Source organism: Chlorobaculum parvum NCIB 8327, assembly GCF_000020505.1.
Taxonomy (GTDB): Bacteria; Bacteroidota; Chlorobiia; order Chlorobiales; family Chlorobiaceae; genus Chlorobaculum; species Chlorobaculum parvum_A.
The window spans coordinates 1,435,068-1,461,281 of the sequence record NC_011027.1; the positions used below are offsets into that span (position 1 = coordinate 1,435,068).

The window sequence follows — 26,214 nt, forward strand, 5'->3', positions numbered from 1 at the left end:
GTATAAACCAAAGCTACCGACCATGAAAAAATCACTCTTTCTTGCAACCACTGGCATCGCAGGCGTCCTGCTTTTCGCGCCACAGAGCGATGCCAAGGCCGAATTGAACGTCCATATCAGCATGGGTAACAGAAGTCCGGTTCTTGTCGTCAGCAACTATCCCGACTTCATCTATCTCGATGATTACGGCTTTTACGTTTCGTATGGCTGGGACTACGATCTCATCCGTTTCGGCGACTTCTATTTCGTCTTCCGCGACGGCAACTGGTACCGCGCCTCCTACTACCGCGGCCCGTGGAGGCTGGTGAGATATTACGACCTGCCCTGGCAAATCAGAAGGCATAAATGGAACGACATCTGGCACCGCCGCGACTACGAGTACCGCCGCCACGACCGCTCCTATTGGGACAGGCATTTCAGGGAACAGAGAATCCGGGACAACCGCGACCTGCGTGACAGAAGGCCGGATGAGAGACCGAACTTCAGGCCTGACGGTCGAAAGGATTTCAAACCCGAGGGCAGGCTGGACACCAAACCCGACTTCAGGCAGGATTTCAGAAAGGATCGCCGTTCAGATGACAAAAAAGACGGGAAACCGGACTTCAAATCTGATGGACGATTCAACAGCAATCCTGATTACAGAAACAACGACAACAAACGGGATTTCAAACCGAGATTTCAGTCCGATCAGGAACAGAAGCGCTCATTCGATCGGGGCGACAAAAACGATGACGGTGAACGCAAAGACCGGGATAATGACAGGAACAGAGACCGGGATCGAGACTACAGGTAAGATCCAGCATCAAGCAAACAAAAAGGGAGCCACGCACGGCTCCCTTTTTGTTTGCCATCAGCCCCCATTTACGCCTCGTGGTGGTGCGGTGCGAGAATGATGGCAATCAGTGCGAACACGCTGAACACGAAACCCGCTGCGAACCACGCGAACACCGGAGAACCGCGATACCCTTTATTGAACGAAACAATCGCGCACGCAATCGAGCAGACGATACTGACAACAAGCACGAACATCCAGCTTGCCGGATCCATCAAAGCCATAGCAAAAAATGATTTTACGGGTTGACGAAACGATGTCACAAATCTATGGAAAAACCGGGAAATTGGCTACATCGCCAGCGACGACAAAACCGAATACAAAAAAGCCGCACCAAAGTTTACTTGCAGCGCTTTCGCCGAACAAACACAACAGCATATCGGCAAACTCAAACTCATCCGCAAAAACGCTCCAGCCCTCGAACGCGGCCTTGTCCTCTTCTCCGGATGGAAGACCCGATTGCCTGAACTGATAACGTAAAACTTTCCCCCCCCTTTGTAAAGAGGCTCCAACAAAACTCAACAATCGACAATCCCCCTAAATCTTTTTGAGCATCAAGATGTCAATTCATACAGCGACAGCTTGAGATGCCAGGCATCAGCATCACCGATCAACCCCATAACCAATCCCCCGATACAGGTTAGTTCCTAAAAATGCCCCTTTATTCAACAAAAAAACAACGGCAATCTCTACGTCATAAACGACGTAATAACTCGTAAATATTTAGAAAAATCGTCAAACAGCAGTATTTTACTCGTCATCCGAGTTTACCATCACGGCAATCTTACCTCTAATGAACAAGGGCTCCAAAATCGCAAATCCGATTCAAAACAATGAATCGGATATTGACAGCCTCAAAAAAGAACATGCTGAACTGAAAAAGGAGCTTCAGCGACTATCTCTGGTTATCGAAGGCACAAAAGCCGGCTACTGGGACTGGAACATTCAAACCGGACTTGTATCTATTAACAAAGCATGGGCTGAAATGATCGGCTATACTCAAAAAGAGCTTGGGCCGATCACGCTTGCAAAATGGAAAAGTCTCTGCCATCCTGATGATCTGAAAAAGGCCAACATACTGCTTGAAGATAATTTACGAGGCAAGTTAGATGACTACGAGGCAGAGATCCGGATGCAACACAAAAATGGCCACTGGGTCTGGATCCTCACTCGCGGCAAGGTATTCGAACATGACCGGGAAGGGAATGCAATCCGAATGGCTGGATCGCACCAAGACATTACGGAGCGCAAACATGCCGAAGAGAAGCTTCGGCAGGAAATAAATCTCTTTCTGGAAGGCCCGATCACGGTTTTTCGCTGGTTAAATACTGAAGGCTACCCAGCCGAATATGTCTCTCCGAATGTAACCACGCTGACGGGATACGCTCCCGAAGATTTTACATCGGAAGTCATCGGATATGATGATATCATCCACCCGGATGATCTTGACAGGGTTCTGAATGAGATGACCGCTTTTTTCACCAATCCCGAAAGCACCTCATTCGAGCAGGAGTACCGCATCATTCGCAAAGATGGCGGCATCACCTGGATGTACGATTTCACCACAATCGTCAGGGATGAAAACGGCTGCATCACCAGGTTTGAAGGCTATGTGCTCGATAACACCCTGAGAAAACAATCCGAACTCGCCCAAGCCTACAACCGGCGACTGGATCGCCTGATTTCAACCATTGCCAACCAGTTCATCAGCGCTTCTTCAGAGCAGATCGACAGCATGATCAACAAAGCACTGGAGACAATCGGCGCGTTCGTAGGGGCTGACCGAAGCTATATTTTCCAGCTCTATGACAACATGCGCTTCATGGACAACACCCACGAATGGTGCGCCAAAGGCGTCAAACCGAAGATCGATATATTTCAGCAGCTTCCTTCCTCCGAATTCCGTTGGATCACAAAAAAAATCACCAATAACGAGGTGATCATCATACCGAGGGTATCTGAACTCCCGGACGCTGCTGCTGCAGAACGGAAGATTTTCGAACAGCAAAATATTAAGTCACTCATTCTCATCCCACTCATATCGGGCAATGATCCGTTTGGCTTCATCGGCTTTGACGCCGTAAGGGTGGAGCGTCAATGGCCCTCCGATTCCGCATCGATCCTTGCACTGGCTGGAGGCATCATCGCCAATGCTTTACAGCGTCAAAGGGTAAAAAAACTGCTTCAGTGCGAGCTGGATCTGGCCCTGAAACTGAGTATGTCACAGTCATTTGAAGAAACCATACAGCATTGCCTCAATACTGCGATGGAGATTTCAGGCATGGATAGCGGCGCGGTCTATCTGCTCAATGAGAACAAAAAAGCCCTGAACCTTTTCCACAGTCAGGGACTGTCAGATGAGCTCATCAAGACACTTGCTGTATTCAAGAAGAACTCTCCGGAATACCAGCTCATGAAGTCCGGAAAAGCCCTGTACAACGATCAGACGCCTGAAATCAGCGAACAAACGACTCAATGTTTGCTACAGGAGGGCGTGAATGCCTACGCCATTTTGCCCGTATTCAACAAAAAACGTCCTATCGCCCTATTCACTATCAGCTCACACAAGCTCGATGAAGTCCCGGTGTTTGCCCGCAAAGCCCTTGAAACGGTTGCTTCGCATATAGGGCCAACCATTATGCAGGCAAGACACGAAGAGCGCATCAGCGCGGTCAGCCGTAATCTTGAAACCCTGTTCGAATCGATCGACGACATGCTGTTCATTTTTGCCGAGAATGGAACCATTGTGCATGCCAATATGGCAACAGTAGCAGCACTCGGTTATTCACTCGATGAGCTGCGGCAAATGAACGTGCTCGAAATCCATCCGTCAGGGCAGCGAACACATGCTCAAAAAATTGTCGATGCGATACTTTCCGACACAGAAAAGCTCTGTACTGTTCCCCTTCTCAAGAAATCGGGCGAGACCATCCCCGTGGAAACGAAAATCACTCCTGGCACTTGGGACGGCGAACCGGTCGTATTCGGGATCGCCCGGAATATTTCAGATCGCCTGAAAAGCCAAGCGGCGATTATCGAAAGTGAAAAAAAATTCCGCGAGCTCACCGAATTCCTGCCTTTTCCGCTCTTCGAAACCAACCTGAAGGGCATCGTGAATTATATCAATAATTCGGGAATGAAGTTTTTCGATATTTCTCCCGAAGAGCTTCAAAAGGGTGTGCCCGCCTTGAGTTTTTGCTGTCCAGAAAATCTCGAACTGGCCTTTGAAAAGCAACAGAAAATATTTGATCCAGACTATACCGCCCAAGGTAACGAGGAGACCATAGTCATGAAAGACGGACGCCGGTTACCGTTACTGCTATACAACACCCCCATCAGAAAAGGGCGGAAAGTTGCCGGAATACGCACCACAGTGATCGATCTCACCGAAATGAAGCGGGCTGAAGCTGCCTTGCGCGAAAGCGCGCTTCAGAAACGGATCAGCGAAGAGTTCAGATCCATCATCGGCAATATTCCCGGTATCGTCTATCACCTATCGACCGATAATGCCATCAACTTCCTTTCAGATGCCAAACAAGCATGGACGAAACATCTTGTTCTGGACAATAACCTGGGCTCACTCGATCACGCACTGACACTGGTTCATCCTGAAGACCGGCAACCTCTTGCTGATTTCTTCAACCAACTCCACCAAGCCCAGACATCGAAGACAAATGTATTCAGGATAATCCTGCCTGACAACGAAGTCAAATGGCTCGAAAACAGATGCACTTCGGTCTTTTCGGACGGCGGAAGCTTTTCAGGGATTGACGGCATTCTGTTTGACATAACCGACAAGGTGAACGCACAGGCAGAAAAAAAGCTGCTCGAAGAAAACCTGATAAAAACCCAACGCCTTGAAACCATCGGCACACTTGCCGGCGGCATCGCGCACGATTTCAACAACATTCTCACACCGATCCTCGGCTATGCGGAAATGGGCTCCATTCTGATGCAGGAGAACAACTTGCCGCATGATTTCTATACGCAGATCATGCAGGCAGCAGAACGAGCAAAGAACCTTGTGTCACAGATTCTGATGTTCAGCCGCGCTGAAAAGGCCGAACCTGCAATCATAAAAGTGCAGCAGATCGTCGAAGAGGCAATGCAACTTTTGCGTCCATCAATCCCATCAACGATCTCCATCGAGACCCGTTTCAGCAAATGCGGTAACGTGCTGGTCGATCCAACGCAGCTTCACCAGGTAATCATGAATCTCTGCACTAACGCCTTCCAGGCAATGGAGGATTCGGGTGGTGAAATGTCCATAGACCTTCGGGAGATTATTGCTGATAACGAGTTTCACAAAAAGCATCCGAATCTGAAAGACAGTCACTATGCTCAGCTTACGGTTACCGATAACGGTCACGGTATGGAAGCAAGCACAATAGAAAGGATCTTCGAGCCTTTCTATTCAACCAGAGGATTCAACAAGGGCACAGGACTCGGTCTTTCAGTGGTGCATGGTATTGTAACCAGCTTTAAAGGAGACATAACGGTCGAGAGCTTACCTGGTAATGGCAGCACATTCAGAATTTATCTTCCCGTGATCGCAGAGGAACTGCATGCTCAGCAGAGTAACGACCTGTCTGCAGAAAACAACTCGGGAATACGGGTACTTGTTGTCGATGATGAACACGCTGCCACCAAGGTAATGCGTGTCATGATGAACCACCTCGGGATAGCTGTTACGGTAAAAAATTCCCCCCTTGAAGCGATTGAAGAGTTCCGTAATGACCCGAAAGCTTATGATTTGGTGATTACCGACCTGACCATGCCAGAAATGACAGGCACCGCACTGGCTCGAAATCTGCACAAGCTCAATTCACAGCTTCCGATACTTCTGATGACCGGTTACGGCAAAAACATAGAAGATTCGATATCGCTCAATCGTTACGGAATCCGTAAAGTGATCAAAAAACCAGTCAGGCTTACCGTGCTTGCCCAGATCATACGAGAAGTACTGAAAGGCAAATCTCCTCAGTAAACTTATAGCGCCAAACATGAACGCTTAAATCACCATACAAATAGCACATTATGAGTACTTCAGATAACGGAAAGGTTCTTCTCATAACCGGGGCTTCGACCGGCATCGGGCGTTCGACGGCGATTCAGGCCGTGGAGGCGGGCTGGCGGGTCGTGGTGGCAGCGCGGTCGGCGGAAAAGCTGACGGCGCTTGTCGATGAACTCGGCGCCGAGCGGGCAATAGCCGTGCCGTGCGACGTGGCGGAATGGGAACAGCAGGAGGCGATGGTGCAGAAAACCATCGAGCGCTTCGGCAGACTCGACGCGGTTTTCGCCAATGCGGGATTTTCAAATGGATCGTCTTTCATCGAGGGCGAGCACAGACCCAACGAGTGGCGCGACATGGTGATGACCAACGTTTTCGGCGCGGCAGCCACGGCGCGCCTCACGCTGCCGGAGCTGGTCAAAACCGGGGGACATTTCCTCGTGACGGGTTCGGTTCTGGGCCGGGTTACCTCGATGCGAAACCTCTACGGAGCCACCAAATGGGCGGTAACCGGCATGGCGCAGGCGATCCGCAACGAAGTGGCAAGCAAGGGCGTGCGGGTCACGTTGGTCGAGCCGGGCATTGTGGATACGCCGTTCTGGGATGGCTTGCAGAAACCGGTCGCTCCGGAACTGCTTCCGGACGACGTGGCGCGAGGCGTGATGTACGCTCTCAGCCAGCCTCCGCATGTGGATGTAAGTGAAATCATTATCAGGCCGACCGGACAGGCTCACTGAAAAAATCGATCAGACACAGGAAAGCCGGGATAAAGGTAATCCCGGCTTTCCTGCTTTCAGCGGTTATTTTGTCTGTGAACGGCTCAGCTTCTCTTCCAGTGCCTGTCGCCACGTTGATCTTTCATATGCATAAACCGGTCAAGCTGCTTGTCGTCAAGCACTGACGCCACATTATGGAGATGGCGGCTTTGCATTTCAGCCAACTGTTCATGCACCTGTCCGATTCTACGGGTAAGTTTGTCGATTTTCATCCTGTTGGGATGTTTCCTGACCGATTCAAGAGCAAGCTCACGTCTCATATTCATGAGATCCTGAACAACAGGACGGCTGCGGGTGAAAAAGTTCTGTCGCAACTCGACCATTTTCCGTTCCTGACGATCGCTCAGATTCAGCGCCTGTTTGATCGAAGCCCTCTTCTGTGCTCTTGCATCCGGCCTCATACCGTAACCGGGAGCGTCAGCCGACCGGGAAACGCTTGGAGGCGGGCACGGAGCCTGCCTGTCGTTGTTTGCTGCTGATGCGGTACCTGCCGCACCGATAAATCCGGCAAGAAGTGCTGTCGTAATAATCGTCTTTTTCATCGTATAGCTCTCGTTTGTTTATCGTATCGGGTGCCAGTATTATCAATGCGGCAACCGCTCACCCAATACGACGACCGCCAGCGGAAATTCCTGCGTTCAGCTGAATATTTTTTTCTGAATGAGGAAATGAGCAACTAACGCACGGCTGCAGACAGGCCGAGAAAAAGCAAAAGTGGCAAGAAGAGGAAACGCTCCGTTTGAGGTCAGCAAACAGAACGAGGCAAAAAATTAGCCCCCCTTGGCGGGAGGCTCAGATCGACTGACGATGGTATTCGAGAGACCACAGGTTTTTCGATGGGTTGAGTAGTGTGATTTTCACCCCATACCCCTCTTTTATGAAGCTGATAATGTCGCGGTTGTCACGAAATGAGGAGAAATTCTCCTCATTGCCAAACTTGTCGGCATAGTAGCTATACACCTCGTCACGGTCTCCGAGAGACTCGAACCTTACGATGACGACATGATCGACACTTGAGATGTTCTCCAGACGTTTCTCACGATAAAGGTCGAGCCAGCCAGGCATATCTCTGGACGAGGGCTGTGGATCAACGGGTGCCATCTGATGGTGATCTCCCGGGACATCCCGTGGCGCAAGGTTCTGGTCGTCGGAGCGCCCCGAACAGCCCTGCAAGCCACAGCACAACGCCACGCCAACGAACGCCCTACCGGCACTGTGCAGCAATGCCGTTCTTTGGTCGTGCTGATGCAGAAGATGAATCACACTGTTCAGAGTCATAGAGAAAATGCACGTTATATTTTTTACATGATCGGCGGGAACATACACTATTTTTAATAAACGCAGAAGAGCCGTTCATCGTTTTCTGCAAGCCCCTTTAAAACGCCGCCGTAACGGTTTTTTGCCGTTCATTGCTTATTTTGCTTTTACTTCCCGTTCAACCCTCGCAACAACACCTCTTTGTGATCATAATGCCCTCTGGCAATGGCGGCTCAAGACAGGTACATCACGCTTAGCGGTCACCGTCACCGGTATCTCGATACAGGGGGCAATGCTCCCGTAATGCTGCTTCTGCACGGGATTTCAGCATCGTTCGATTTTTACGATCCGGTCATACCGCAGCTTGCCGGCTCATTCAGGGTTCTCGGTCTCGACCTGCTTGGATTCGGCGGCTCCGACAAACCGCAGAGCATCGTCTACTCGCTTCAGCTCTATGCCGATCTGATCCACGAGTTCCTTGAAAAAACCGGCGCAATCGCGCGGTGGCCGGTGTACGGTACCGGTCACTCGATGGGGGGAAAGTACTTGCTCGCGACCGCCCTGATTCATCCCGGAACGTTCGACAAAATGGTGTTGAGCAATACTGACGGCTTCGTCACCCTGCCGTCATGGTCGAGAGCCATCAGCCTACCCGGCGTGCGTCACCTGCTCAAACCGCTGGTAACGACCGAAAAGATGTCCCGCAAAATGTTCGATGCCGCCCTGTACAACCGGCAGGCAATCGACCGAGGGCTCTACCGGAAGCTGCTCGGAATTGCACGTGACCACGGAGCCTTCGACACGACCATGAAGCTGAACCGGAACATGCCGCTGCTCGACATGCAGCGCACTGGCCTGCGTTCGAGGCTTGGCGAGTTGACGCAGCCTGTACTGATCATCTGGGGCGACCATGACCAGTATATTTCACCGAAAATCGCCCCTGTGGTCAAGCAAGAGCTGCCCACATCAAAGCTGATCGTCTTCAGGGATTGCGGCCACTGCCCTATGCTTGAATACCCGGAAAAGTTCAGCTCGGCGGTCAAAAATTTTATTTTTGAGGAAACACCAGCGCATTAAGACTTATGCTTATCACCTTCGAAGGAATCGACGGCGCAGGAAAATCGACCCAGGTCGTCAAGCTGAAACGCCATCTCCAGGAACGCGGCCGTGAGGTGCTCACCCTGCGCGAGCCGGGCGGGACACCCGTTGCCGAGCAGATTCGGGAGCTGCTGCTCGAAAGCCATAACGATATCACCTCGATCGCAGAGTTGCTGCTCTTTTCGGCAAGCCGGGCAGAGCTGATGGAGAAGATCATCGTGCCCGCACTGGAGGACGGCTGCGACGTCATTCTGGATCGTTTTTTCGATTCGACCACCGCTTACCAGGGCTACGGCCGCGGGCTGAACCTCGACATGCTCGCAGAAATCAACCGGATCGCCTCGCACGGCATTCGCCCCGACATCACCTTTTACCTCGACCTCACGCCTGAAGACGCGCTGTTGAGGAAGTTCTCCGAAAAATCGCTGCCGCTGGCGTTCGAGTCCGAAGAGCTGGACCGCATGGAGAATTCGGGGCTTGAATTTTACCAGCGTGTCCGGGCCGGTTATCACGCCATTCTGGAAGCTGAACCGCAGCGAATTATCATGATCGACGCACTTCTGACGCCACAGGAAATCCACCGGAAAATCCTCTCGGCACTTCAAGCTCTCGAGGTTCCAGAAGACGGTAAACGCTAAGACGGAACCGGAAAAACGTGGGAGCTGTTAGGCATTGGCAGCGACACAAAAAACAAGATTTACTGAATCGTGAAACTCTTTTTTCGTAAATTTACGTTTCACATCGTTATTCTATTCCTTCAGCCGGGCTCGTATGCACACTACGATTGTTAATGAGAGAAGTCTCCGCACCTGCAACTTTCCCATTACGTTGCAGGATATCAGAACGCTCAAGGAACTCTACCGGCTCAAATCCGAAACCCGAGATCTGAGAGAGCCGATCGTTCGGAACATCATGAAGCAGAGGGTCGTAGGCAAAGGCTGCATCGAGTCCCTGAAAAATGCGCTGTACTCCCTCGAAACCATCTATATCGACGATTACACCGGCCAGCGTCTCTTGCGTCTGGACGGCATGAAGCAGATCGAGGTCGATCTGACCTACGAAATTCGCGAATTGCAGAAGGATATTTACTACCTCGAATACGGTGAAGACCGTTTCATCGAATACCTCGCCAAGTTCATTCCCGGCTTCACCGATTACGTCACCGACGGCGTGGAGATGCTTCGTGGTAAAAGCTTCAGCGCGTTCATCACCGACCGCGACGGCACCACCAACAACTATTGCGGGCGCTACCGCTCATCGATCCAGCCGATTTACAATTCGGTCTTTCTTTCCCGGTTCGCCAAAAACTGCTGCAAGTATCCGCTGATCATCACCTCGGCGCCGCTCAAGGATTTCGGCATCCTGAATGTTTCGATCAACCCTGAGCACATCTTTGTGTATGCGGGTTCGAAAGGGCGTGAGTTCATCGACATCGACGGGCAGTTCCACTCCTACCCCATCGCGCCCGGCAAGCAGGAGCTGATCCGTTTGCTCAACGAGCGGATGCAACTGATTCTGCGCGACCCTTCGTTCGAGAAATTCAACTTCATCGGTTCAGCCCTGCAGATAAAGTTCGGCCAGACCACCATCGCCCGTCAGGACATCACCCGCTCGATCAATGAAGCCGAGTCGACAGCGTTTCTCGAAAAGGTCAAAGGCATCGTGCGAAATATTGATCCGGAAGGCAAGAACTTCAGAATCGAGGACACCGGCCTCGACATCGAAATCATCCTCACCATCGACGACGATCCCGCGACGAACCAGATCAGGGATTTCGACAAGGGCGACGGTCTGGAATTCATCTGCGGCAAACTCGGCATTGAACGCGCAAGCGGCTCGGTACTGGTCTGCGGCGACACCTCCTCTGACCTTCCGATGCTGAAAAAGGCGATGGAGATGTACGACGATGTCTGGACAATTTTCGTCACCCGCGATGAAAAACTTATGCAACGGGTCAAGGATATCTGCCCCAAAAGCTACATGGTACCTTATCCCGATATTTTGTTAACGATTCTTGGGCTACTTTCACTCTGAGCACTCAACGAAAAGTAAAGCCCTTCTTTTAACCGACAACCCAAAGAATGAGTATGAATTTCAAAGGAGTCATTTTCGATCTCGACGGTGTCATCACCGGCACGGCCAAAATCCACAGCCTCGCCTGGGAGGCCATGTTCAATTCATTTCTGAAGAATTATGCCGAGGTCAACAATGAGCCCTACGTCCCTTTCGACCCTCATCAGGACTATCTGAAATATGTGGACGGTAAACCGCGTATGGAGGGTGTTAAAAGCTTTTTAGCCTCCAGGGACATTGAAATTCCTTACGGCGAGCTCGACGATATTCCGGAACAGGAGACCGTCTGCGGACTCGGCAACCGGAAGAACAGCCTCTTTACCGAAATTCTCGTCAAGGAAGGGCCCGAGGTATTTCAGAGCTCGGTCGAGTTCATCAAAAACCTCAAGGCTCGCGGCGTGCGCATCGGCATCGCCTCGTCGAGCCGCAACTGCAAACTCATTCTCCAGCTCGCGCATCTGGAAGAGCTTTTTGAGACGCGCGTTGACGGCGAAGTTTCCATCGAGCTGAAACTCAAAGGCAAGCCCAATCCGGACATTTTCACGACTGCCGCAGCCAACCTTGGCCTCGAACCAAACGATTGCGTGGTTGTGGAAGACGCCATTTCAGGCGTGCAGGCGGGTTCGAAAGGCAATTTCGGGCTGGTGCTCGGCATCGCCCGCGAAATCGAGGGTATCAAACTCAAGGAAGAGGGCGCGGACATCGTGGTGCGCGATCTGAGCGAAATCACCATCGAGGATATTGAACAGTGGTTCGACGAAGGGCTTGAAAAAGAGGGCTGGGATCTTCGCTACGACTCCTGGAAGCCAAAGGACGAACGCCTCCGCGAATCGCTGACGGCCATCGGCAACGGTTACATGGGCGTGCGCGGAGCTTTCGAGAGCGGCATGGCCTCGAAGCACCACTACCCCGGCACCTACCTGGCCGGCGTATTCAACAAGCTTCCGTCACAGGTTCACGGCCAGACCATCTGGAACAATGACATGGTCAACGCTCCGAACTGGCTGCCCATCGAGTTCCGAATCGGAAGCGGCGAGTTCATCAATCCGCTGGAGCAGAAAATCCTGAGCTATCGCCAGAACCTCGACATGCGCCACGCCCTGATGGAGCGTGAGATGGTTGTGCAGGATACACTCGGCAACATCACCCGCATCAGAAGCCGCCGCTTCTGCAGCATGGACAATCCGCATGTCGCGGCGCTTCGCTACATCATCGAGCCGATCAACTACTCGGCTGAACTTGAAATCCGATCGACCATCGACGGTCTGGTCAAGAACGAAGGCGTCCAGCGCTACAGCAGCCTCTCGAACGACCACCTCGACCACGTCGATCACGGAACAGTAGGTGAGAACGGCGGCATCTACCTGCACGTACGCACCAACCACACTGGCACTGACATCGTCACCCACGCCCGCACGTCCATCCGCTGCGGCTTCCACGGTGAACCGATGAGCGGCGGCAGCGTCACCAGCACCCCACGGCGCATCAGCGAGAACTTCCGCCTGAAGGTTTCGTCAGACAAGCGCTGCATCATCGAAAAGGTGGTCTCGATCCACACCTCGCGCGACGAGGGGCAGCACGATCCGGTGAAGGCCGGCGCCGAAACGCTCGCATCGGCAGGCACCTTCGACGAGCTGTTCCAGAGCCATTGCGCTGCATGGGGCGCCATCTGGAACAAAGCCGACATGAAAATCGACGGCGACCGCTTCAGCCAGAAGGTGCTCCGGCTGCACATCTACCACCTCATGTCGACCGCCTCGCCGCACAACGTCAACATCGACGCCAGCATTGCCGCACGCGGCCTCAGCGGCGAAGGGTATCGCGGCCACTACTTCTGGGATGAAATTTATATCATGCCGTTCTACATCGAGCACGCGCCCGAGGTGGCACGCGCCCTGCTGATGTACCGCTACCACAGCCTCGACGCAGCGCGCGATTACGCTCGCGACAACGGCTACCACGGCGCGATGTACCCTTGGCAGACCGCCGATGACGGACGCGAGGAGACGCCGACCATTCACTACAATCCGAAGAGCGGCGCCTGGGATCCCGACCTGAGCTGCCGCCAGCGCCACGTTTCGATTGCGGTGTTCTACAACGCCTGGCACTACGTGCACGACACCGGCGACATGGAGTTCCTGAACAACTATGGCGCCGAGATGATGTTCGAGATCGCCCGTTTCTGGGCCAGCATCGCCACCTTCTCGCCCGAAACCGGTCGCTACCACATCGAAGGCGTCATGGGCCCTGACGAGTTCCACGAAGAGCTGCCCGGCACCGGCAAGCACGGCCTGAAAGACAACTCGTACACCAACATCATGACCGCCTGGCTGCTTGAAAAAGCGCTCGAGTTCAGCCAGAAACTCGATCCCGAGGTGATGGACAAGCTCATGGAGAAGATCGGCATCGGCCACGACGAGTTCATGCAGTGGCGCGAGATCATGAGCAAGATGAACGTGCTCATCGACAAGAACGGTATCCTCGAACAGTTCGACGGCTACATGGGGCTCAAGGAGCTCGACTGGGAGCACTACAAGCTCAAATATGGCAACATCCACCGGATGGACAGGATTCTGAAAGCCGAGAACGATTCGCCCGACCACTACAAAGTGGCCAAGCAGGCAGACGTCCTGATGACCTTCTACACGCTCAACCCGATGGAAGTCTGTTCGCTCCTCGAAAAGCTCGGCTACCACATTCCAAATCCCATAAGGTTCGTGCGCGACAACTACGCCTACTACGAACCGAGAACCAGCCACGGATCGACTCTGAGCAAGGTGGTGCACTCGATCATCTCGAGCTACCTCGAAGGTGGCCACGAAACCGCGTGGAACTGGTTCGTCGAAGCGCTCAAGAGCGACATTCAGGACACGCAGGGCGGCACTACCCAGGAAGGCATCCATTGCGGTGTGATGGCCGGAACCATCGACACGGTCACCCGCTACTTCGCCGGCATCGCCTTCTACAACGACATGCTCAACATCAGCCCGAACTTCCCGGTGCACTGGAAAGGCATCGAAACCAGCCTCTGCTTCCAACAGAGCTGGTACAAAATCGCGCTCACGCCAACCAGCATCACGGTCACCCTGACCGAATCCGAGGCGGAGGAAAAACCGGCTCTGATCGGCGGCCACTCTGTGACGCTCAAAAAAGGCGAAGCAACGACCGTACACATCAGCTAAACCGCACATCCCGGAGGAGGAGCCCCAACCCTCCTCCGGATTTTGTATTTCACGCGGCACGCCCTATATTTAAGTTCGCCTATTCAGGGCTCATCACTCACAGACCCCCAATAACGATATGCGGCTCTCGAACTTTCGATATACCCTCCCCAAAACACGAATCGCCGACCACCCCGAATCGCCCCGCGACGCCTGCAAGCTGATGGTGCTGAACCGGCGCAAAAAGGACATCGAGCACAAGGTTTTCACCGACATTGTCTCGTACTTCAAAAAAGGCGACCTGCTGGTGGTCAACAACAGCCGGGTTTTTCCGGCCAAAATCTTCGGCCAGAAAGAGAAAACCGACGCCAAGATCGAGGTCTTTCTGCTCCGCGAGCTGAACAAAGAGGCCGGGCTCTGGGACGTGCTGGTTGATCCTGCGCGCAAGGTTCGCGTCGGCAATAAAATCTATTTCGAGGACGACGTTGTGGCCGAAGTAGTAGACAACACCACCTCGAGAGGCCGGACGATCCGCTTCCTCAACCCCGATATCGACGTCTTCAAGATGGTTGAAAAAATCGGCCAGGTACCGCTGCCACCCTACTTCACCAGAAAGCCAAAGGATTCGGACCGGACCGACTACCAGACCGTCTACGCCAGCCAGACCGGTGCCGTGGTCGCCCCGATGGGCGGGCTGCACTTCACCATGCCGCTACTGGAACAGATCCAGAAAGTGGGCGTAAAGATTCTGCCCATCACCCTGCACCCGAGCCTGAGCACCTTCAACGCCATCGAGGTTGAAGATGTATCGAAGCACAAGATGGACTCCGAGTACTTCAACATCCCCTACCAGACGGCCATGGAGATCAACGAAACCAAGGTCAACAAGTCCGGACGGGTGTTCGTCGTCGGCACCACGACCTGCCGCGCACTGGAAGCCAATGCCACCGTGGAGGGCAAGATCAAATTCGGCCAGGGATGGACCGACAAGTTCATCTATCCGCCCTACAACTTCAAGGTCACCGACGCGCTCATCACCAACTTCCAGCAGCCCGAAACGACCCTGATGATGGTGGTCAGCGCTTTCGCCGAGCACCGCCTGCTCATGGACGCCTACAAAACCGCACTCAAGAACAACTACCGGTTCCTGGCCTACGGGGACTCAATGCTCATCGTCTGAAGACCATGAAAACCGTTGCAATCATCGCCGCCAGCGGAGTCGGCAAACGCATGAAGCTCGATGGCGGCATGAGCAAGCAGATGATCGAAATCGGAGGCCATACGGTCATCTGGCACACCATGAAAGCCTTTCAGGATGCCGAATCGGTCGACGCGGTCTATATCGCCACCAAATCCGACAGCATCGAACCGTTTAAGCAGCTCGCCCGCGAGAACGGCTTCACGAAGATCCACTCGATCATCGAAGGCGGAAAAGAACGCCAGGACTCGATCAGAAATTGCATGGATCTGATCGAAGAGGAGATCGAATCATCTGGCGTCATGCCCGACGCGATCCTGGTACACGACGGCGCACGCCCCTTCATCCAACCGGAAGAGATCGACGAGATCGCAAGGATTTCGGCAGAGCACGGCGCATGCGTGCCCGCTACAAAGCCCAAGGACACCATCAAATACATCGGACGCACCCCCGAGGTGTTCGGCGAAACCCTTGACCGCAGCCGCCTGCTGCAGGTGCAGACCCCGCAGGGATTCACACCAGCGAAACTCATCGAAGCACACCGGAAAGCCGCCAGCGACGGCGTGTATGCCACCGATGACGCGGCGCTTGTCGAGCGCTACTTCCCCGAGCAGGAGATTCATGTCTACGAGATGGGCTACCACAACATCAAGATCACTACGCCCGAAGACGTCCCTGTCGGTGAGGCGATTCTGGCCGGACTCAAAGCCAGAAAAAGCGAAAATTAATTGCTGGCCGACGCTTGTTTTTTGAAAAGCGCCATCGTATATTATCAGCCCCTAAGGTGAGATAGCTCAGTTGGTTAGAGCACAGGATTCATAACCCTGAGGTCGAGGGTTCAACTCCCTCTCTCACCACCAAACACAGAGCACCCGCCTGATCTCGACCGTCAGGCGAGTACTGTTGAAAAGCGGGTGTAACTCAGTTGGTAGAGTGTTTGCTTCCCAAGCAAAATGTCGCGAGTTCGAATCTCGTCACCCGCTCTCCGGCATTCCCGGAAATCTCCGATTCGCCTGTCCCTCTCCAGCCCAACCCGTTCGCGCCATGACACAGGATTCAATCTTCACGGTTCCGGTCACGCCCGAAGAGATCAATGCAACGCAGATCATCGAAGGCCAGATGGCCCACCATCTCAGCATTGAAATTACGGCTGTCGGGCCCGACTTCATGACGGCGACTATGCCTGTCGATCACCGTACCATCCAGCGCATCGGCATTCTGCACGGCGGAGCTTCGTTAGCGCTTGCCGAAACAGTCGGCAGCATCGCCGCTTCGTATTGCGTGGATCGTGACAAATACTTTATCGTCGGTCAGGAGATCAACGCCAACCACCTTCGCGCCGTGCGCCAAGGCGAAAGCGCCGTGCATGCCACCGCCACCCCGCTGCATCTCGGACGCACCTCACAGGTCTGGGACATCAAGCTGCGCGACGACCAGGGCCGACTGGTCTGCATCAGCCGCTTTACCGTCGCTGTCCTTGAAAAACGCTCCTGATCGCCCCTGTTTTTCAGGGCGTTAAAGACTTTTTTAGGGAAATTTTCATACCTTGTGAATTCATTCTGTAAGGCACCTTGAAAAAGCAACAAATGTCATGAATGCTCCCTCTCCAGAGGCTTTCCGGATAGGGACGACAGACGTCAATTTTTCACGCTGCCCTGAAATCATTACCACTTATTGAGTATAGGCATGCTGGCAGAAGATCTTCAGACCGCCGAATCGACCGTTTCCCGTTCCGACAGTGCGGGCCCGTCCCTCGAACAACTCGCCGCCGCACAGAAGACCCGGAAAAAATGGCTGCTCATCCAGCCCAAGAGCCAGACCAGCATGATGGTCGATTCCGGTACGGTCAGCATGCCCCTGAACCTCATCATGGTTGCCACGCTGGCCAGCAAGTATTTCGACATCACCTTCCTCGATGAGCGAACCGGCGACACGATTCCGCAGGACTTCTCGGGCTTCGACGTTGTGGCGATCACCTCGCGCACGCTCAACGCCACGAACGCCTACCGCATCGGCGACCGCGCGAAAGCGCAGGGCAAAATCGTGCTGCTCGGCGGCGTTCACCCCACAATGCTGCACGACGAAGCCGCATCGCATTGCACCAGCGTCATTTACGGCGAGATCGAATCGGTCTGGGACGAACTTGCCCGCGATATTTTTCAGGGTACAATGAAGAGCTTCTACAAATCCAGCGATTTGCGTCCGATGACCAACATGACGCCTCCGGATTTCAGCTTTGCCCTGAATTCTCCACACGCAAAAAAATACAGCCAGCTTATCCCGATTCTGGCCACCAAAGGCTGCCCGGTTGGATGCAGCTTCTGCACCACGCCGACGGTGTATGGCAAAAGCTACCGCTACCGCGAAATCGATCTGGTGCTTGACGAAATGCGCGCCCATCAGGAGCGGCTTGGCAAAGAGAAGGTGCGCTTCTCCTTCATGGACGACAACATCAGTTTCAGGCCGAAATACTTCATGGAGCTGCTCGAAGGAATGGCCAAGCTCGGCGTGCGCTGGAATGCCAACATCTCGATGAACTTCCTGCACAAACCAGAGGTGGCCGAAGTAGCCGGGCGTTCGGGCTGCGACCTCATGAGCATCGGCTTCGAATCGCTCAATCCCGACATTCTCAAAACCATGAACAAGGGTTCGAACCGCCTGCAAAACTATGAAACGGCGGTGAACAACCTGCACAAGAACAAGATCGCCATCCAGGGCTACTTCATGTTCGGCTTCGACGATGACAACGAAAAGAGCTTCCAGGCGACCTACGACTTCATCATGCAGAACCGCATCGAGTTCCCGGTCTTCTCGCTCGTCACGCCCTTCCCCGGCACCCCCTATTTCGAGGAGATGAAAGACAGGGTACGCCACCTCGATTGGGACAAGTACGACACCTACCACTACATGTTCGAGCCGAAAAAGCTCGGCGGCGAAAAGCTGCTCGAAAATTTCATCAAACTTCAGCGCGAAGTCTACAAAGGCAGCGCCATCATGAAGCGCATGCAGGGCAAACCCGTCAACTGGGTCTGGTTCGTCAACTTCCTCATGAACCGCTTCACCCGCAAACTCACGCCGGAGATCTATCTCTGAAGTCCTGAACTCACCAGTTGACGGAATCAGCAAAAACTGAAAATCCCACAAGACAGCACGTCGTGTGGGATTTTTTCTGTTCCCCTGTTTTCATCGATAGGAGCATCAATCAATCAGCGAATGAAAACAATGGAACCTCGGCTATCGAGAGCATAGCCAAGGTTCCATTCCTTTATTTTTTCAACAATTAACGCAATCTGATTTCATCACGGTCGTACCGACGATCACGGCGATCGTCTCTGCGATCCCGGTCCCAGCGACGGTCATCCCGTCGGTCTCTCCAGTCTCGCTCGCGACGGTCCCTGAAGCGATTCGGATGGACCCGCCGGTAATGAACATCCCTGAACCTTCGGATATCATGCCAGCGATACCTTCTGATTTTGTAGGGAAGCCGGTAGCGGTCGATAAGCACCCAACGCCCATGGCGATAATGGCGTGAACGATACCAGTACCCGTTACGGTACAGATAGTAGTATCCTCCGTACATGATAATATCGTACGGACCTCCATATGAGATGGAGTAACCAAGATCCGGCACATAAAAAAAGTCCGGATTGTAACCGACCACAAAGCCGGGGCCTCCTACATTGACGTGCAAGTCAACGTCAGCAAGAGCTTGACCTGAAGGATTGAAAAACAGCAATCCGGATGCCAGCGTTGCCAGCAATACATGTTTTTTCATGACATCTCCAGTTTGAGCTTTTTTATGTACGAACAAAAAAGCCTGAAGTTGGAAGTTGGAAAAGCGAAGTAGCGGATACGTGCTCCTACACCGTGATTTCCGATAGGCATGATACTTTGTTTTTCAAACCATGGCATTTCCGCGTTTAGTTCCATCCATATAATTTTTTCGCCGCCGGTCGAGAAAGCATCATCCTCTTAATCCGGTCTGGCTCGCCAACGCGCTCCCGAGCTGCAAGTCTTATTTTTGGATAACCCGCGCCTCTGGTCAGAAAACCTTGACCACATTCAGGAAGAATGGTAAGTTGCTCATCAAACTATTGTTAGCAGATCGATCAACTTTTTGATAACCCATGTCAGACAGCATCCTCTTCGCCTTTTCACTCACCCTGCTGGCTGGGCTTGCCACCGGCATCGGCAGCATCATCGGCTTCCTGTCGAAAGATGTCAACCCCAAAATGCTGACCGTTTCCCTCGGTTTTTCCGCAGGAGTGATGCTCTATGTTTCGATGATCGAGATCTTTGTCAAGGCAAAAGATGCCCTGTCGGTCGAGCTGGGAGATAAAGCGGGATATATCTGGACGGTGATCGCTTTCTTTGTGGGAATTTTCGTGATCGCGCTGATCGATAAACTCGTCCCGGCCTATGAAAACCCGCACGAGATGAATACCGAGAAAATCATCGAAGAATCTTCGGCGAAAGACAAAGCCAAACTGCTGAGAATGGGGCTCTTCTCCGCACTGGCCATTGGGATTCATAACTTTCCTGAAGGCCTCGCGACCTTCATGAGCGGCCTCTCAAACCCGACGCTCGGCATCAGCATTGCAGTGGCCATTGCCATTCACAATATTCCTGAAGGTCTCGCGGTTTCAGCCCCGATTTACTTCGCGACCAAAAGCCGAAAGAAAGCTTTTGTGCTCTCATTCCTCTCCGGACTTGCAGAGCCGATCGGAGCTATCGCAGGCTTTTTCCTGTTGCGTACCCTCTTCACCGAACTCACCTTCGGCCTTGTCTTCGCCAGCGTCGCCGGAATTATGGTTTATATCTCCCTCGACGAACTTCTCCCCACCGCCGAAGAGTACGGCGAACACCACCTGGCCATCGGCGGCCTGGTCGGCGGAATGCTGGTCATGGCGGTGAGCCTGTTGCTGTTTTTGTAAACAGGATCTTATTTGGAATCAGGAAATGTTTTCAAAAGAGAAAACTCCCGCAAAACCTTGCGTCTTGCGGGAGTTTTCATTTTTAACCAACTGTGCCGATCAGCCAGCCGTCACGCCTCTTCTTCCGGCAGCTCCACCTTGATGTGCAACTCTTTGAGCTGCTGGGCGGTAACTTCCGAAGGGGCGGCCATCATAAGGTCCTGTGCGGACTGGTTCATCGGGAAGGCGATCACTTCGCGGATGTTCTGCTCGTCGCGCAGGATCATCACCAAACGGTCGAGGCCGGGCGCGATGCCTCCGTGCGGCGGAGCACCATGCTTGAAGGCTTCGATCATGTGGCCGAAACGGGCGTCAACCTCATCATGCGGATAACCTGCGATCTCGAACGCTTTGTACATGATGTCAGGGCGGTGGTTCCTGATCGCGCCGCTGGAGAGCTCGATGCCGTTGCAGACGATGTCGTACTGGTAAGCAAGAATGTCCAGCGGCGAGTGCTGTTCGAGCGCCTCCATCTCACCCTGCGGCATGGAGAAGGGGTTGTGCGAGAAGTCGATCTTCTTGTCTTCCTCGTTGTACTCGAACATCGGGAAATCAACAATCCAGCAGAACGACAGCTCGTCCCTGTCGAGCGGGAAGACATCGGCGAAGTAGTTGCGCATACCACCCATGATCTTGCAGGTCTGCTCCCATTTGCCTGCGCCAAAAAACACCACGTCGCCGGTTTCGATGCCGAGCTGCTCCTTCAACGCGGCCATCTCCTCCTCCTTGAGGAACTTGACGACCGGCCCTTTTGGTGCTTCTTCCTTGAACTGGATGTAGGCCAGACCTGCCGAACCAAGCTCGCGGGCGCGCTTTTCAGCCTTGTCGTAGAACAGGCGCGACTCGTTGCCCATCCCTTTCAGCACCATCGCCTTGACGCAGCACCCCTCTTTGGTGTTCGAAGCAAACACCTTGAAGCCGGAGTTGACGAACAGTTCGGTGACATCCTGAATCTCGATCGGAATGCGCAGATCGGGTTTGTCGGAACCGTAGCGGTTCATCACATCCTTGTAGCTGATGCGCGGGAACGGATACTGCGCAATGCGCTTGGTGGTCATCGTCTCGACCAGATGCTTGAACATGCCTTCGAGAATCACGAACAGGTCGTCCTGCTCGACGAAAGACATCTCGATATCGACCTGATAGAACTCACCGGGGCTGCGGTCGGCGCGGGCATCCTCGTCGCGGAAGCACGGGGCGATCTGGAAGTAGCGCGGAAAGCCTGAGACCATCAGAAGCTGCTTGAACTGCTGCGGAGCCTGCGGCAAAGCGTAGAACTTGCCGGGATGCAGACGGCTCGGCACGAGGAAGTCGCGCGCGCCTTCGGGCGAGCTGGAGGTGAGAATCGGCGTCTGGATTTCGATGAAATCCAGATCGGTGAGATATTTGCGAACAGCGGCGGTGAGCTGGCTGCGGAAGATGATGTTTTCATGCAGCCTTTCGCGGCGCAGGTCGAGGAAACGGTATTTCAAGCGCAGCTCCTCGGAGGTCGGCATGTAATCGGCCACCGGGAAGGGCAGCGGATGTGCGGCGCTTTCGATCTTGATTGCGGAGACAACTACCTCGATCGCGCCGGAAGCGAGGCGCGGATTGACGGTTTCGTCGGAGCGAAGCACCACCGAACCTTCAGCGGAGATGACGGATTCGGAGTGGAGACCTTCGGCAATCCTGAAGAGTTCGCCGCTTTCCGGCTGAATCACGAGCTGGCAGATACCGGTGTGGTCGCGCAAATCGATGAAAATCAGACCGCCGTGGTCGCGGATGCGGTGCACCCAACCGCCGAGTTTCACCCCAGCCCCTTCCGAATCGCGGTTCAAAAGACCGCAGTAGTGAGTTCTGAATCTATTCTGTAAACCTGCCGCCGCTGTTGGCTCCTTACTCATAAAACTATCGCTGATCAAACGTTGTGAAAAACCTGAATGCACCTCCCTGCCGGTAAAAAGCGAGCAAAAAACGCTGCAATCCGCTAAAAGAGATGACCCTGAATATCATGAATTTTGAACGAATTGTAAAGCCCCCCATTCAGTAAACCAGCTCCCCGCCGAACTCCTTGATCAGATACCTGACCACCTCGTTGGATTCGGACAGCTCCTGGAACATGGTGAACACGCTTTTCTCCCGGGTGCAGGCGTCACGGGCAGCATCGTAACGAACCGAGACTTTCAGCGGCAGCTTGTAAAAGTCGGCCATTTCGCGCGCGAGCAGATCGGCATCATGCTGCAACTCTTCGTAGGAGAATTTCCGGCAGCAGCCAAGTTCGACCAGCCCATCAGGGCTGCACGCCATCAGATCAGAGGCGTGGAGGTGGGAAACCATCACCTGCAACCCTTTGGCCGAGAGATGTTCCAGAAAACGTCCCCACTCCATGCGCAACTGTTCGAGTACGGCCACCGGCGCCCCTCCAGTCGGTGCGGATGCGGCTCCTCCCGCAACAGCCCGGGCCTTGGCCGGAATGCGTTGGTCGGCGTTGCTGCCAAACTTCGAGAAAGCCTGTTTCCAGGAGCCGAGATCGATCTTTCCTGCCGGTTTGGAGGCCGGAGCTTCGGATGAAAAAGCCCTTGATGACGGCGGCGGAGATGGCGGCGCCGGAGGGGGTGGTGGCGGTACCGAAGGCATGTTGGCGGAAGCGGCAGGCGGCGGCACGGCCACTGGTCGTTGTGATTTTCTGGCTGGTTTCGGAGAAGGTTGGGCAGCTTGCGGAACTTGAGGTGAACCTACAGGCTCAGAATCGGCTTTTTTTTTTCATCCGCCGTTGTGGTTCCCTGCCCCAAAGCGATGAGCTTGAGCAGCGCGAGTTCGAAGCGGAACTGATGTTCGGCATAGAATTTCAGCTCACGCTGCGTCTGCATGAGCAGATCGGTCATAGCCATGATCACCTCGGGCGTCAGCTTCAGCGCGTCGCGCTCGTAACGCTCCTTGACCGGTTCGGGCCGTTCGATCAGGCGGCTGGAGCGCAGATTGTGAATGACAAGGAAGTTGCGGAAATGCTCGATCAGCTTTTCGAGAAAATCCTGCTCGTCGTAACCGTTGCGGTTGACCATGCCGGCCACGTCGAGCATGGCGGCAGCGTCTCCGGAAACGATGGCGTCAGTCACCATGAAAAAGTGCTCGTCGTCGATGTAGCTCAGCAGGTCGGAGACCTTATCGTAGCGGATCGCCCGCTCCCCTTCACTGTCGATGGCAAAGGCTATTACCTGGTCGAGAATGCTCTGGGCGTCGCGCATCGAGCCCTGCGCCTTGCGCGCGATGAGCTGCAATGCATCATCATCCGCGCTAATTCCCTCGGCATCGCAGATGAACTGAAGCTGGCGCTGAATCTCCGAAATCGGGATACGCTTGAAGTTGAAGCGCTGGCATCGCGAGGCGATCGTGGCCGGAATCTTGTGCAGCTCGGTGGTCGCGAAAATGAAGATCGCATGCGGCGGCGGCTCTTCGAGCGTCTTGAGAAAAGCGTTGAACGCCGCCGTCGAGAGCATGTGCACCTCGTCGATGATGTAGACGCGATAGCGTCCTTTCTGCGGGCCGTAGCGCACGTTCTCGCGAAGCAGGCGGATGTCGTCCACGCTGTTGTTCGAAGCCGCATCAAACTCGGAAATATTCAGGCTCGCTCCCGCGTCGAAGTCGCGGCAGCTCTCGCACTCACCGCACGGCTCGGTGACCTCTTTGAGGTACTTCGGGTCCTCGATCATGCGCTGGCAGTTCACCGCTTTGGCGAACACGCGCGCCGCCGTGGTCTTGCCCACGCCGCGAAGGCCGGAAAAGATGTAGCCGTGGCCGACCCGCCCCATTCTGAGGGAGTTCTGGATCGTGCCGGTGATATGCTCCTGCGCGGTTATATCGGCAAATCGTGAAGGTCTGTATTTTCGTGCTATGACCTGATAGCTCATGGATCTCGTTGCGTTGAATCGTTAACCAGTTCGATCAGTGGTGTCTGCATCGTGTTTTGTAGCGCTGCGCGGATGCCTGAACGCATCTGCTCAAATATCTCGCCATCAGCAACCTCTTCCCTGCCCGGCTCGCTGCTGAAAAGCTCCCGTGGCATCTGCGAATAGAGCTCGTAAAGCGTCATGGAGTGCAGATCGACATTGACGGCAAGGCCGCCGTCAGCTGTCTGGTGCACAAAATGGTTCCGCTCCAGAAACTCGACAATAAGGCCCAATTTACTACGGTCGGCGATAATTTCCGACGTCAGGAGCTTTTTCCCGGTCAGAAAGCTGCCCGATATCTGCGCTTGCCAGACCGCGCTCAACACGGCGAGCACCTCTGGAACCCCCTGCAGCGGGTCGAACTCCTGCTGCTCGTCAGGCTCTTCAGGGTTGAAATAGCCGAGTGAAAAAACAAACTCCGCACCGGTCAGCACCACCACCCACTCCAGATAGATCCAGAAAAAGAGCATCGGCACCACCGACAAGGCGCCGTAGATTGCCTCGAAGGTGGCAAAATTCGCCACATAGAAAGCAAACCAGCGCTTGGCAAGCTCGAACAGCAGCGCAGCCAGCACGCCACCGGCAAGCGCGTGCCTGAAACGCACCTTCCGGTTCGGCACCACCATGTAGAGCAAAAACAGGGCGATGGCGGTATTAATCAATGGAAGATAGGACAGAACCGTCACCTTCTGTTGCAGAAGCTCACCACCGGCAAACACCGAATACCAGACGTACGAACTGGCCACAACGCTGGTACCGATCAGCAGCGGGCCAAGCGTCAGCACCGTCCAGTAAAGGGTAAAGCCCTGCATCACCTTGCGCGGAGCCTGCACCTCCCAGATGCCGTTCAGCGTATGGTCAATGGTTGAAATCAGGAACAGGGCGATCACAATCAGAAAGATGCCTCCCACGGTAGAGAGTGAAGAGGTTTTATCGATGAACTCCCACAGATAGGTTTTCATCAACGCGCCCTGCGCAGGGGCAAAGTTCTGAAACAGAAAGTCGCCGATGTTCTGCTTGAGCGAACCAAAAACCGGGAAAACCCGGAGGATGGACAAGCTCACCGCCATAAGCGGCACCAGCGAAAGCAGGGTCTGAAACGCCAGCGAACCGGCACTCATGAGGATGTTGTCGTGAACAAAATGGCGCGCCATGAACGACAGGTACATACCCGGCACCCGCAGCCGTTCATGCTGCAGCAGCGACGAAACCGGTGAATTCTTCTTCGTGTCCGACATACGAGCCTGTTACGGTTTCAAAAGCCTGCGCCTTGCACTGTTTTGGAGGCACAAGCGTCATTTCAAAGTAGAGAACGGCAGCAAACAAAAAAAAAGCCCCCCGGTTTGAGGCCGGAGGGCGAAAACATGAGTGCTTGAAAGCAAATGCTCAGGCGATCTGGATATAGACCGATGCCTTCACATTGCAGATCGGGCAGTGCTCCGGAGGCGTGCCAAGTTCGATGTGGCCGCATACCGGGCAGAGCCAGATTTCGGTTTCAGCCAAATCCTGTCCGGCCTTGACCGCTTCGAGCGCCTTGCGATAGAGCGCGGCGTGCACCTTTTCAGCCTCCACGGCGAAACCAAACATGCGCTTGGCCTTGTGCCCTTCGGCTACGGCCTGCTCGTACATCGGCGGATACATTTCGTTGTGCTCGTAGGTCTCGCCGCCGATGGCTGTTTCAAGGTTATCAGCGGTCGAACCGATGGCATCATCGGCAGCCAGGTGCCCCTGCGCGTGGATACGCTCGGCCTGTGCGGTGGTTCTGAACAGTTTGGCGATGTTTTTGAAGCCATCTTTCTCGGCCTTTTCGGCGAAGGTGATGTACTTCATGAAAGCCTGGCTTTCACCGGCAAATGCGTTCTTCAGGTTTTCGTGTGTCGTCGGCATAAGTTGAGTGATGAATTATGAG

The 26,214-nt window shown here is 54.0% G+C and carries 22 protein-coding genes and 2 tRNA genes; 14 read left to right on the top strand and 10 right to left on the bottom strand.

Going from position 1 to position 26,214, the window contains the following annotated elements; all coding sequences use genetic code 11:
• Positions 1–22: 22 nt before the first annotated feature.
• Positions 23–793, top strand: a complete 771-nt coding sequence (locus tag CPAR_RS10645; RefSeq protein ID WP_012502559.1) for a hypothetical protein — start codon at positions 23–25, stop codon at positions 791–793.
• A 68-nt stretch (positions 794–861) separates the two neighbouring features.
• Here CPAR_RS10645 and CPAR_RS06710 read toward each other — a convergent pair whose 3' ends face one another.
• The gene (locus CPAR_RS06710; protein WP_012502560.1) at positions 862–1,056 is read right to left on the bottom strand and encodes a hypothetical protein; all 195 of its coding nucleotides are present in this window, start codon (positions 1,054–1,056) and stop codon (positions 862–864) included.
• A 43-nt stretch (positions 1,057–1,099) separates the two neighbouring features.
• On the bottom strand, positions 1,100–1,357 hold the full coding sequence (locus CPAR_RS11160) for a hypothetical protein (protein WP_041466154.1): 258 nt from the start codon (positions 1,355–1,357) through the stop codon (positions 1,100–1,102).
• Between the two features lie 268 nt (positions 1,358–1,625).
• On the opposite strand from CPAR_RS11160, the gene CPAR_RS10650 reads away from it, so the two are divergent.
• On the top strand, positions 1,626–5,819 hold the full coding sequence (locus CPAR_RS10650; protein WP_012502561.1) for a PAS domain S-box protein: 4,194 nt from the start codon (positions 1,626–1,628) through the stop codon (positions 5,817–5,819).
• Positions 5,820–5,869: 50 nt separating this feature from the next.
• The gene (locus CPAR_RS06725; RefSeq protein ID WP_012502562.1) at positions 5,870–6,580 is read left to right on the top strand and encodes an SDR family oxidoreductase; all 711 of its coding nucleotides are present in this window, start codon (positions 5,870–5,872) and stop codon (positions 6,578–6,580) included.
• 83 nt (positions 6,581–6,663) lie between these two features.
• Here CPAR_RS06725 and CPAR_RS06730 read toward each other — a convergent pair whose 3' ends face one another.
• Together CPAR_RS06730 and CPAR_RS06735 are read right to left on the bottom strand one after the other, a co-directional pair.
• Positions 6,664–7,161 (bottom strand): Spy/CpxP family protein refolding chaperone, encoded by a 498-nt coding sequence (locus tag CPAR_RS06730; RefSeq protein WP_041466155.1) that lies wholly within the window; start codon positions 7,159–7,161, stop codon positions 6,664–6,666.
• Between the two features lie 250 nt (positions 7,162–7,411).
• Positions 7,412–7,897, bottom strand: coding sequence for a hypothetical protein (locus CPAR_RS06735; protein ID WP_041466156.1), 486 nt, complete (start codon positions 7,895–7,897; stop codon positions 7,412–7,414).
• Positions 7,898–8,179: 282 nt separating this feature from the next.
• Here CPAR_RS06735 and CPAR_RS06740 point away from each other — a divergent pair, with 282 nt between their 5' ends.
• The 10 genes from CPAR_RS06740 (at position 8,180) to CPAR_RS06785 (ending at position 18,499) form a co-directional block, all read left to right on the top strand.
• Positions 8,180–8,953 (top strand): alpha/beta fold hydrolase, encoded by a 774-nt coding sequence (locus CPAR_RS06740; RefSeq protein ID WP_232203879.1) that lies wholly within the window; start codon positions 8,180–8,182, stop codon positions 8,951–8,953.
• A 5-nt stretch (positions 8,954–8,958) separates the two neighbouring features.
• Positions 8,959–9,612: a dTMP kinase gene (tmk, locus tag CPAR_RS06745; protein WP_012502567.1), complete on the top strand. Its 654-nt coding sequence runs from the start codon at positions 8,959–8,961 to the stop codon at positions 9,610–9,612.
• Between the two features lie 133 nt (positions 9,613–9,745).
• Entirely contained in the window at positions 9,746–11,008 is a 1,263-nt protein-coding gene (locus CPAR_RS06750; RefSeq protein ID WP_012502568.1) for a hypothetical protein, read from the top strand.
• Between the two features lie 47 nt (positions 11,009–11,055).
• On the top strand, positions 11,056–14,229 hold the full coding sequence (locus tag CPAR_RS06755) for a beta-phosphoglucomutase family hydrolase (protein WP_012502569.1): 3,174 nt from the start codon (positions 11,056–11,058) through the stop codon (positions 14,227–14,229).
• A gap of 118 nt (positions 14,230–14,347) precedes the next feature.
• Positions 14,348–15,388: a tRNA preQ1(34) S-adenosylmethionine ribosyltransferase-isomerase QueA gene (gene queA / locus CPAR_RS06760; RefSeq protein ID WP_012502570.1), complete on the top strand. Its 1,041-nt coding sequence runs from the start codon at positions 14,348–14,350 to the stop codon at positions 15,386–15,388.
• Positions 15,389–15,393: 5 nt separating this feature from the next.
• Entirely contained in the window at positions 15,394–16,134 is a 741-nt protein-coding gene (locus tag CPAR_RS06765) for an IspD/TarI family cytidylyltransferase (RefSeq protein WP_012502571.1), read from the top strand.
• Between the two features lie 55 nt (positions 16,135–16,189).
• A tRNA-Met gene (locus CPAR_RS06770) sits at positions 16,190–16,266 on the top strand.
• Between the two features lie 50 nt (positions 16,267–16,316).
• Positions 16,317–16,389: transfer RNA gene (locus tag CPAR_RS06775), tRNA-Gly, on the top strand.
• Between the two features lie 61 nt (positions 16,390–16,450).
• Complete coding sequence (locus CPAR_RS06780; protein WP_012502572.1) at positions 16,451–16,900, top strand: hotdog fold thioesterase; 450 nt, start codon at positions 16,451–16,453, stop codon at positions 16,898–16,900.
• A gap of 192 nt (positions 16,901–17,092) precedes the next feature.
• Positions 17,093–18,499: a B12-binding domain-containing radical SAM protein gene (locus CPAR_RS06785; RefSeq protein WP_012502573.1), complete on the top strand. Its 1,407-nt coding sequence runs from the start codon at positions 17,093–17,095 to the stop codon at positions 18,497–18,499.
• A 187-nt stretch (positions 18,500–18,686) separates the two neighbouring features.
• Here CPAR_RS06785 and CPAR_RS10795 read toward each other — a convergent pair whose 3' ends face one another.
• Positions 18,687–19,181, bottom strand: a complete 495-nt coding sequence (locus CPAR_RS10795; protein ID WP_012502574.1) for a YXWGXW repeat-containing protein — start codon at positions 19,179–19,181, stop codon at positions 18,687–18,689.
• Positions 19,182–19,533: 352 nt separating this feature from the next.
• On the opposite strand from CPAR_RS10795, the gene zupT reads away from it, so the two are divergent.
• Complete coding sequence (zupT, locus tag CPAR_RS06795; protein WP_012502575.1) at positions 19,534–20,340, top strand: zinc transporter ZupT; 807 nt, start codon at positions 19,534–19,536, stop codon at positions 20,338–20,340.
• 110 nt (positions 20,341–20,450) lie between these two features.
• Here the strand turns inward: zupT and aspS are convergent, their stop codons facing one another.
• From aspS to CPAR_RS06815, 5 genes are all read right to left on the bottom strand, one after another.
• Positions 20,451–22,262, bottom strand: a complete 1,812-nt coding sequence (aspS, locus tag CPAR_RS06800) for an aspartate--tRNA ligase (protein ID WP_012502576.1) — start codon at positions 22,260–22,262, stop codon at positions 20,451–20,453.
• A gap of 139 nt (positions 22,263–22,401) precedes the next feature.
• Complete coding sequence (locus CPAR_RS11275; protein ID WP_012502577.1) at positions 22,402–23,028, bottom strand: hypothetical protein; 627 nt, start codon at positions 23,026–23,028, stop codon at positions 22,402–22,404.
• Between the two features lie 65 nt (positions 23,029–23,093).
• On the bottom strand, positions 23,094–24,266 hold the full coding sequence (dnaX, locus tag CPAR_RS10660) for a DNA polymerase III subunit gamma/tau (RefSeq protein ID WP_012502578.1): 1,173 nt from the start codon (positions 24,264–24,266) through the stop codon (positions 23,094–23,096).
• Complete coding sequence (locus tag CPAR_RS06810; protein ID WP_012502579.1) at positions 24,263–25,543, bottom strand: YihY family inner membrane protein; 1,281 nt, start codon at positions 25,541–25,543, stop codon at positions 24,263–24,265. The genes dnaX and CPAR_RS06810 overlap by 4 nt, the downstream gene beginning before the upstream one ends.
• 148 nt (positions 25,544–25,691) lie before the next feature.
• Positions 25,692–26,192, bottom strand: a complete 501-nt coding sequence (locus CPAR_RS06815) for a rubrerythrin family protein (RefSeq protein WP_012502580.1) — start codon at positions 26,190–26,192, stop codon at positions 25,692–25,694.
• Between the last annotated feature and the right edge of the window lie 22 nt (positions 26,193–26,214).

Bases quoted from the DNA above. Each gene is read 5' to 3' on its own strand.
- CPAR_RS06755 (WP_012502569.1), top strand. From the start codon at position 11,056: ATGAGTATGAATTTCAAAGGAGTCATTTTCGATCTCGACGGTGTCATC.
- aspS (WP_012502576.1), bottom strand. From the start codon at position 22,262: ATGAGTAAGGAGCCAACAGCGGCGGCAGGTTTACAGAATAGATTCAGA.
- CPAR_RS10650 (WP_012502561.1), top strand. From the start codon at position 1,626: ATGAACAAGGGCTCCAAAATCGCAAATCCGATTCAAAACAATGAATCG.
- CPAR_RS06780 (WP_012502572.1), top strand. From the start codon at position 16,451: ATGACACAGGATTCAATCTTCACGGTTCCGGTCACGCCCGAAGAGATC.
- CPAR_RS10795 (WP_012502574.1), bottom strand. From the start codon at position 19,181: ATGAAAAAACATGTATTGCTGGCAACGCTGGCATCCGGATTGCTGTTT.
- CPAR_RS06735 (WP_041466156.1), bottom strand. From the start codon at position 7,897: ATGACTCTGAACAGTGTGATTCATCTTCTGCATCAGCACGACCAAAGA.
- CPAR_RS06810 (WP_012502579.1), bottom strand. From the start codon at position 25,543: ATGTCGGACACGAAGAAGAATTCACCGGTTTCGTCGCTGCTGCAGCAT.
- tmk (WP_012502567.1), top strand. From the start codon at position 8,959: ATGCTTATCACCTTCGAAGGAATCGACGGCGCAGGAAAATCGACCCAG.
- zupT (WP_012502575.1), top strand. From the start codon at position 19,534: ATGTCAGACAGCATCCTCTTCGCCTTTTCACTCACCCTGCTGGCTGGG.
- dnaX (WP_012502578.1), bottom strand. From the start codon at position 24,266: ATGAGCTATCAGGTCATAGCACGAAAATACAGACCTTCACGATTTGCC.
- CPAR_RS10645 (WP_012502559.1), top strand. From the start codon at position 23: ATGAAAAAATCACTCTTTCTTGCAACCACTGGCATCGCAGGCGTCCTG.
- CPAR_RS06725 (WP_012502562.1), top strand. From the start codon at position 5,870: ATGAGTACTTCAGATAACGGAAAGGTTCTTCTCATAACCGGGGCTTCG.
- queA (WP_012502570.1), top strand. From the start codon at position 14,348: ATGCGGCTCTCGAACTTTCGATATACCCTCCCCAAAACACGAATCGCC.
- CPAR_RS06785 (WP_012502573.1), top strand. From the start codon at position 17,093: ATGCTGGCAGAAGATCTTCAGACCGCCGAATCGACCGTTTCCCGTTCC.
- CPAR_RS06815 (WP_012502580.1), bottom strand. From the start codon at position 26,192: ATGCCGACGACACACGAAAACCTGAAGAACGCATTTGCCGGTGAAAGC.
- CPAR_RS06710 (WP_012502560.1), bottom strand. From the start codon at position 1,056: ATGGCTTTGATGGATCCGGCAAGCTGGATGTTCGTGCTTGTTGTCAGT.
- CPAR_RS06740 (WP_232203879.1), top strand. From the start codon at position 8,180: ATGCTGCTTCTGCACGGGATTTCAGCATCGTTCGATTTTTACGATCCG.
- CPAR_RS06765 (WP_012502571.1), top strand. From the start codon at position 15,394: ATGAAAACCGTTGCAATCATCGCCGCCAGCGGAGTCGGCAAACGCATG.
- CPAR_RS06730 (WP_041466155.1), bottom strand. From the start codon at position 7,161: ATGAAAAAGACGATTATTACGACAGCACTTCTTGCCGGATTTATCGGT.
- CPAR_RS06750 (WP_012502568.1), top strand. From the start codon at position 9,746: ATGCACACTACGATTGTTAATGAGAGAAGTCTCCGCACCTGCAACTTT.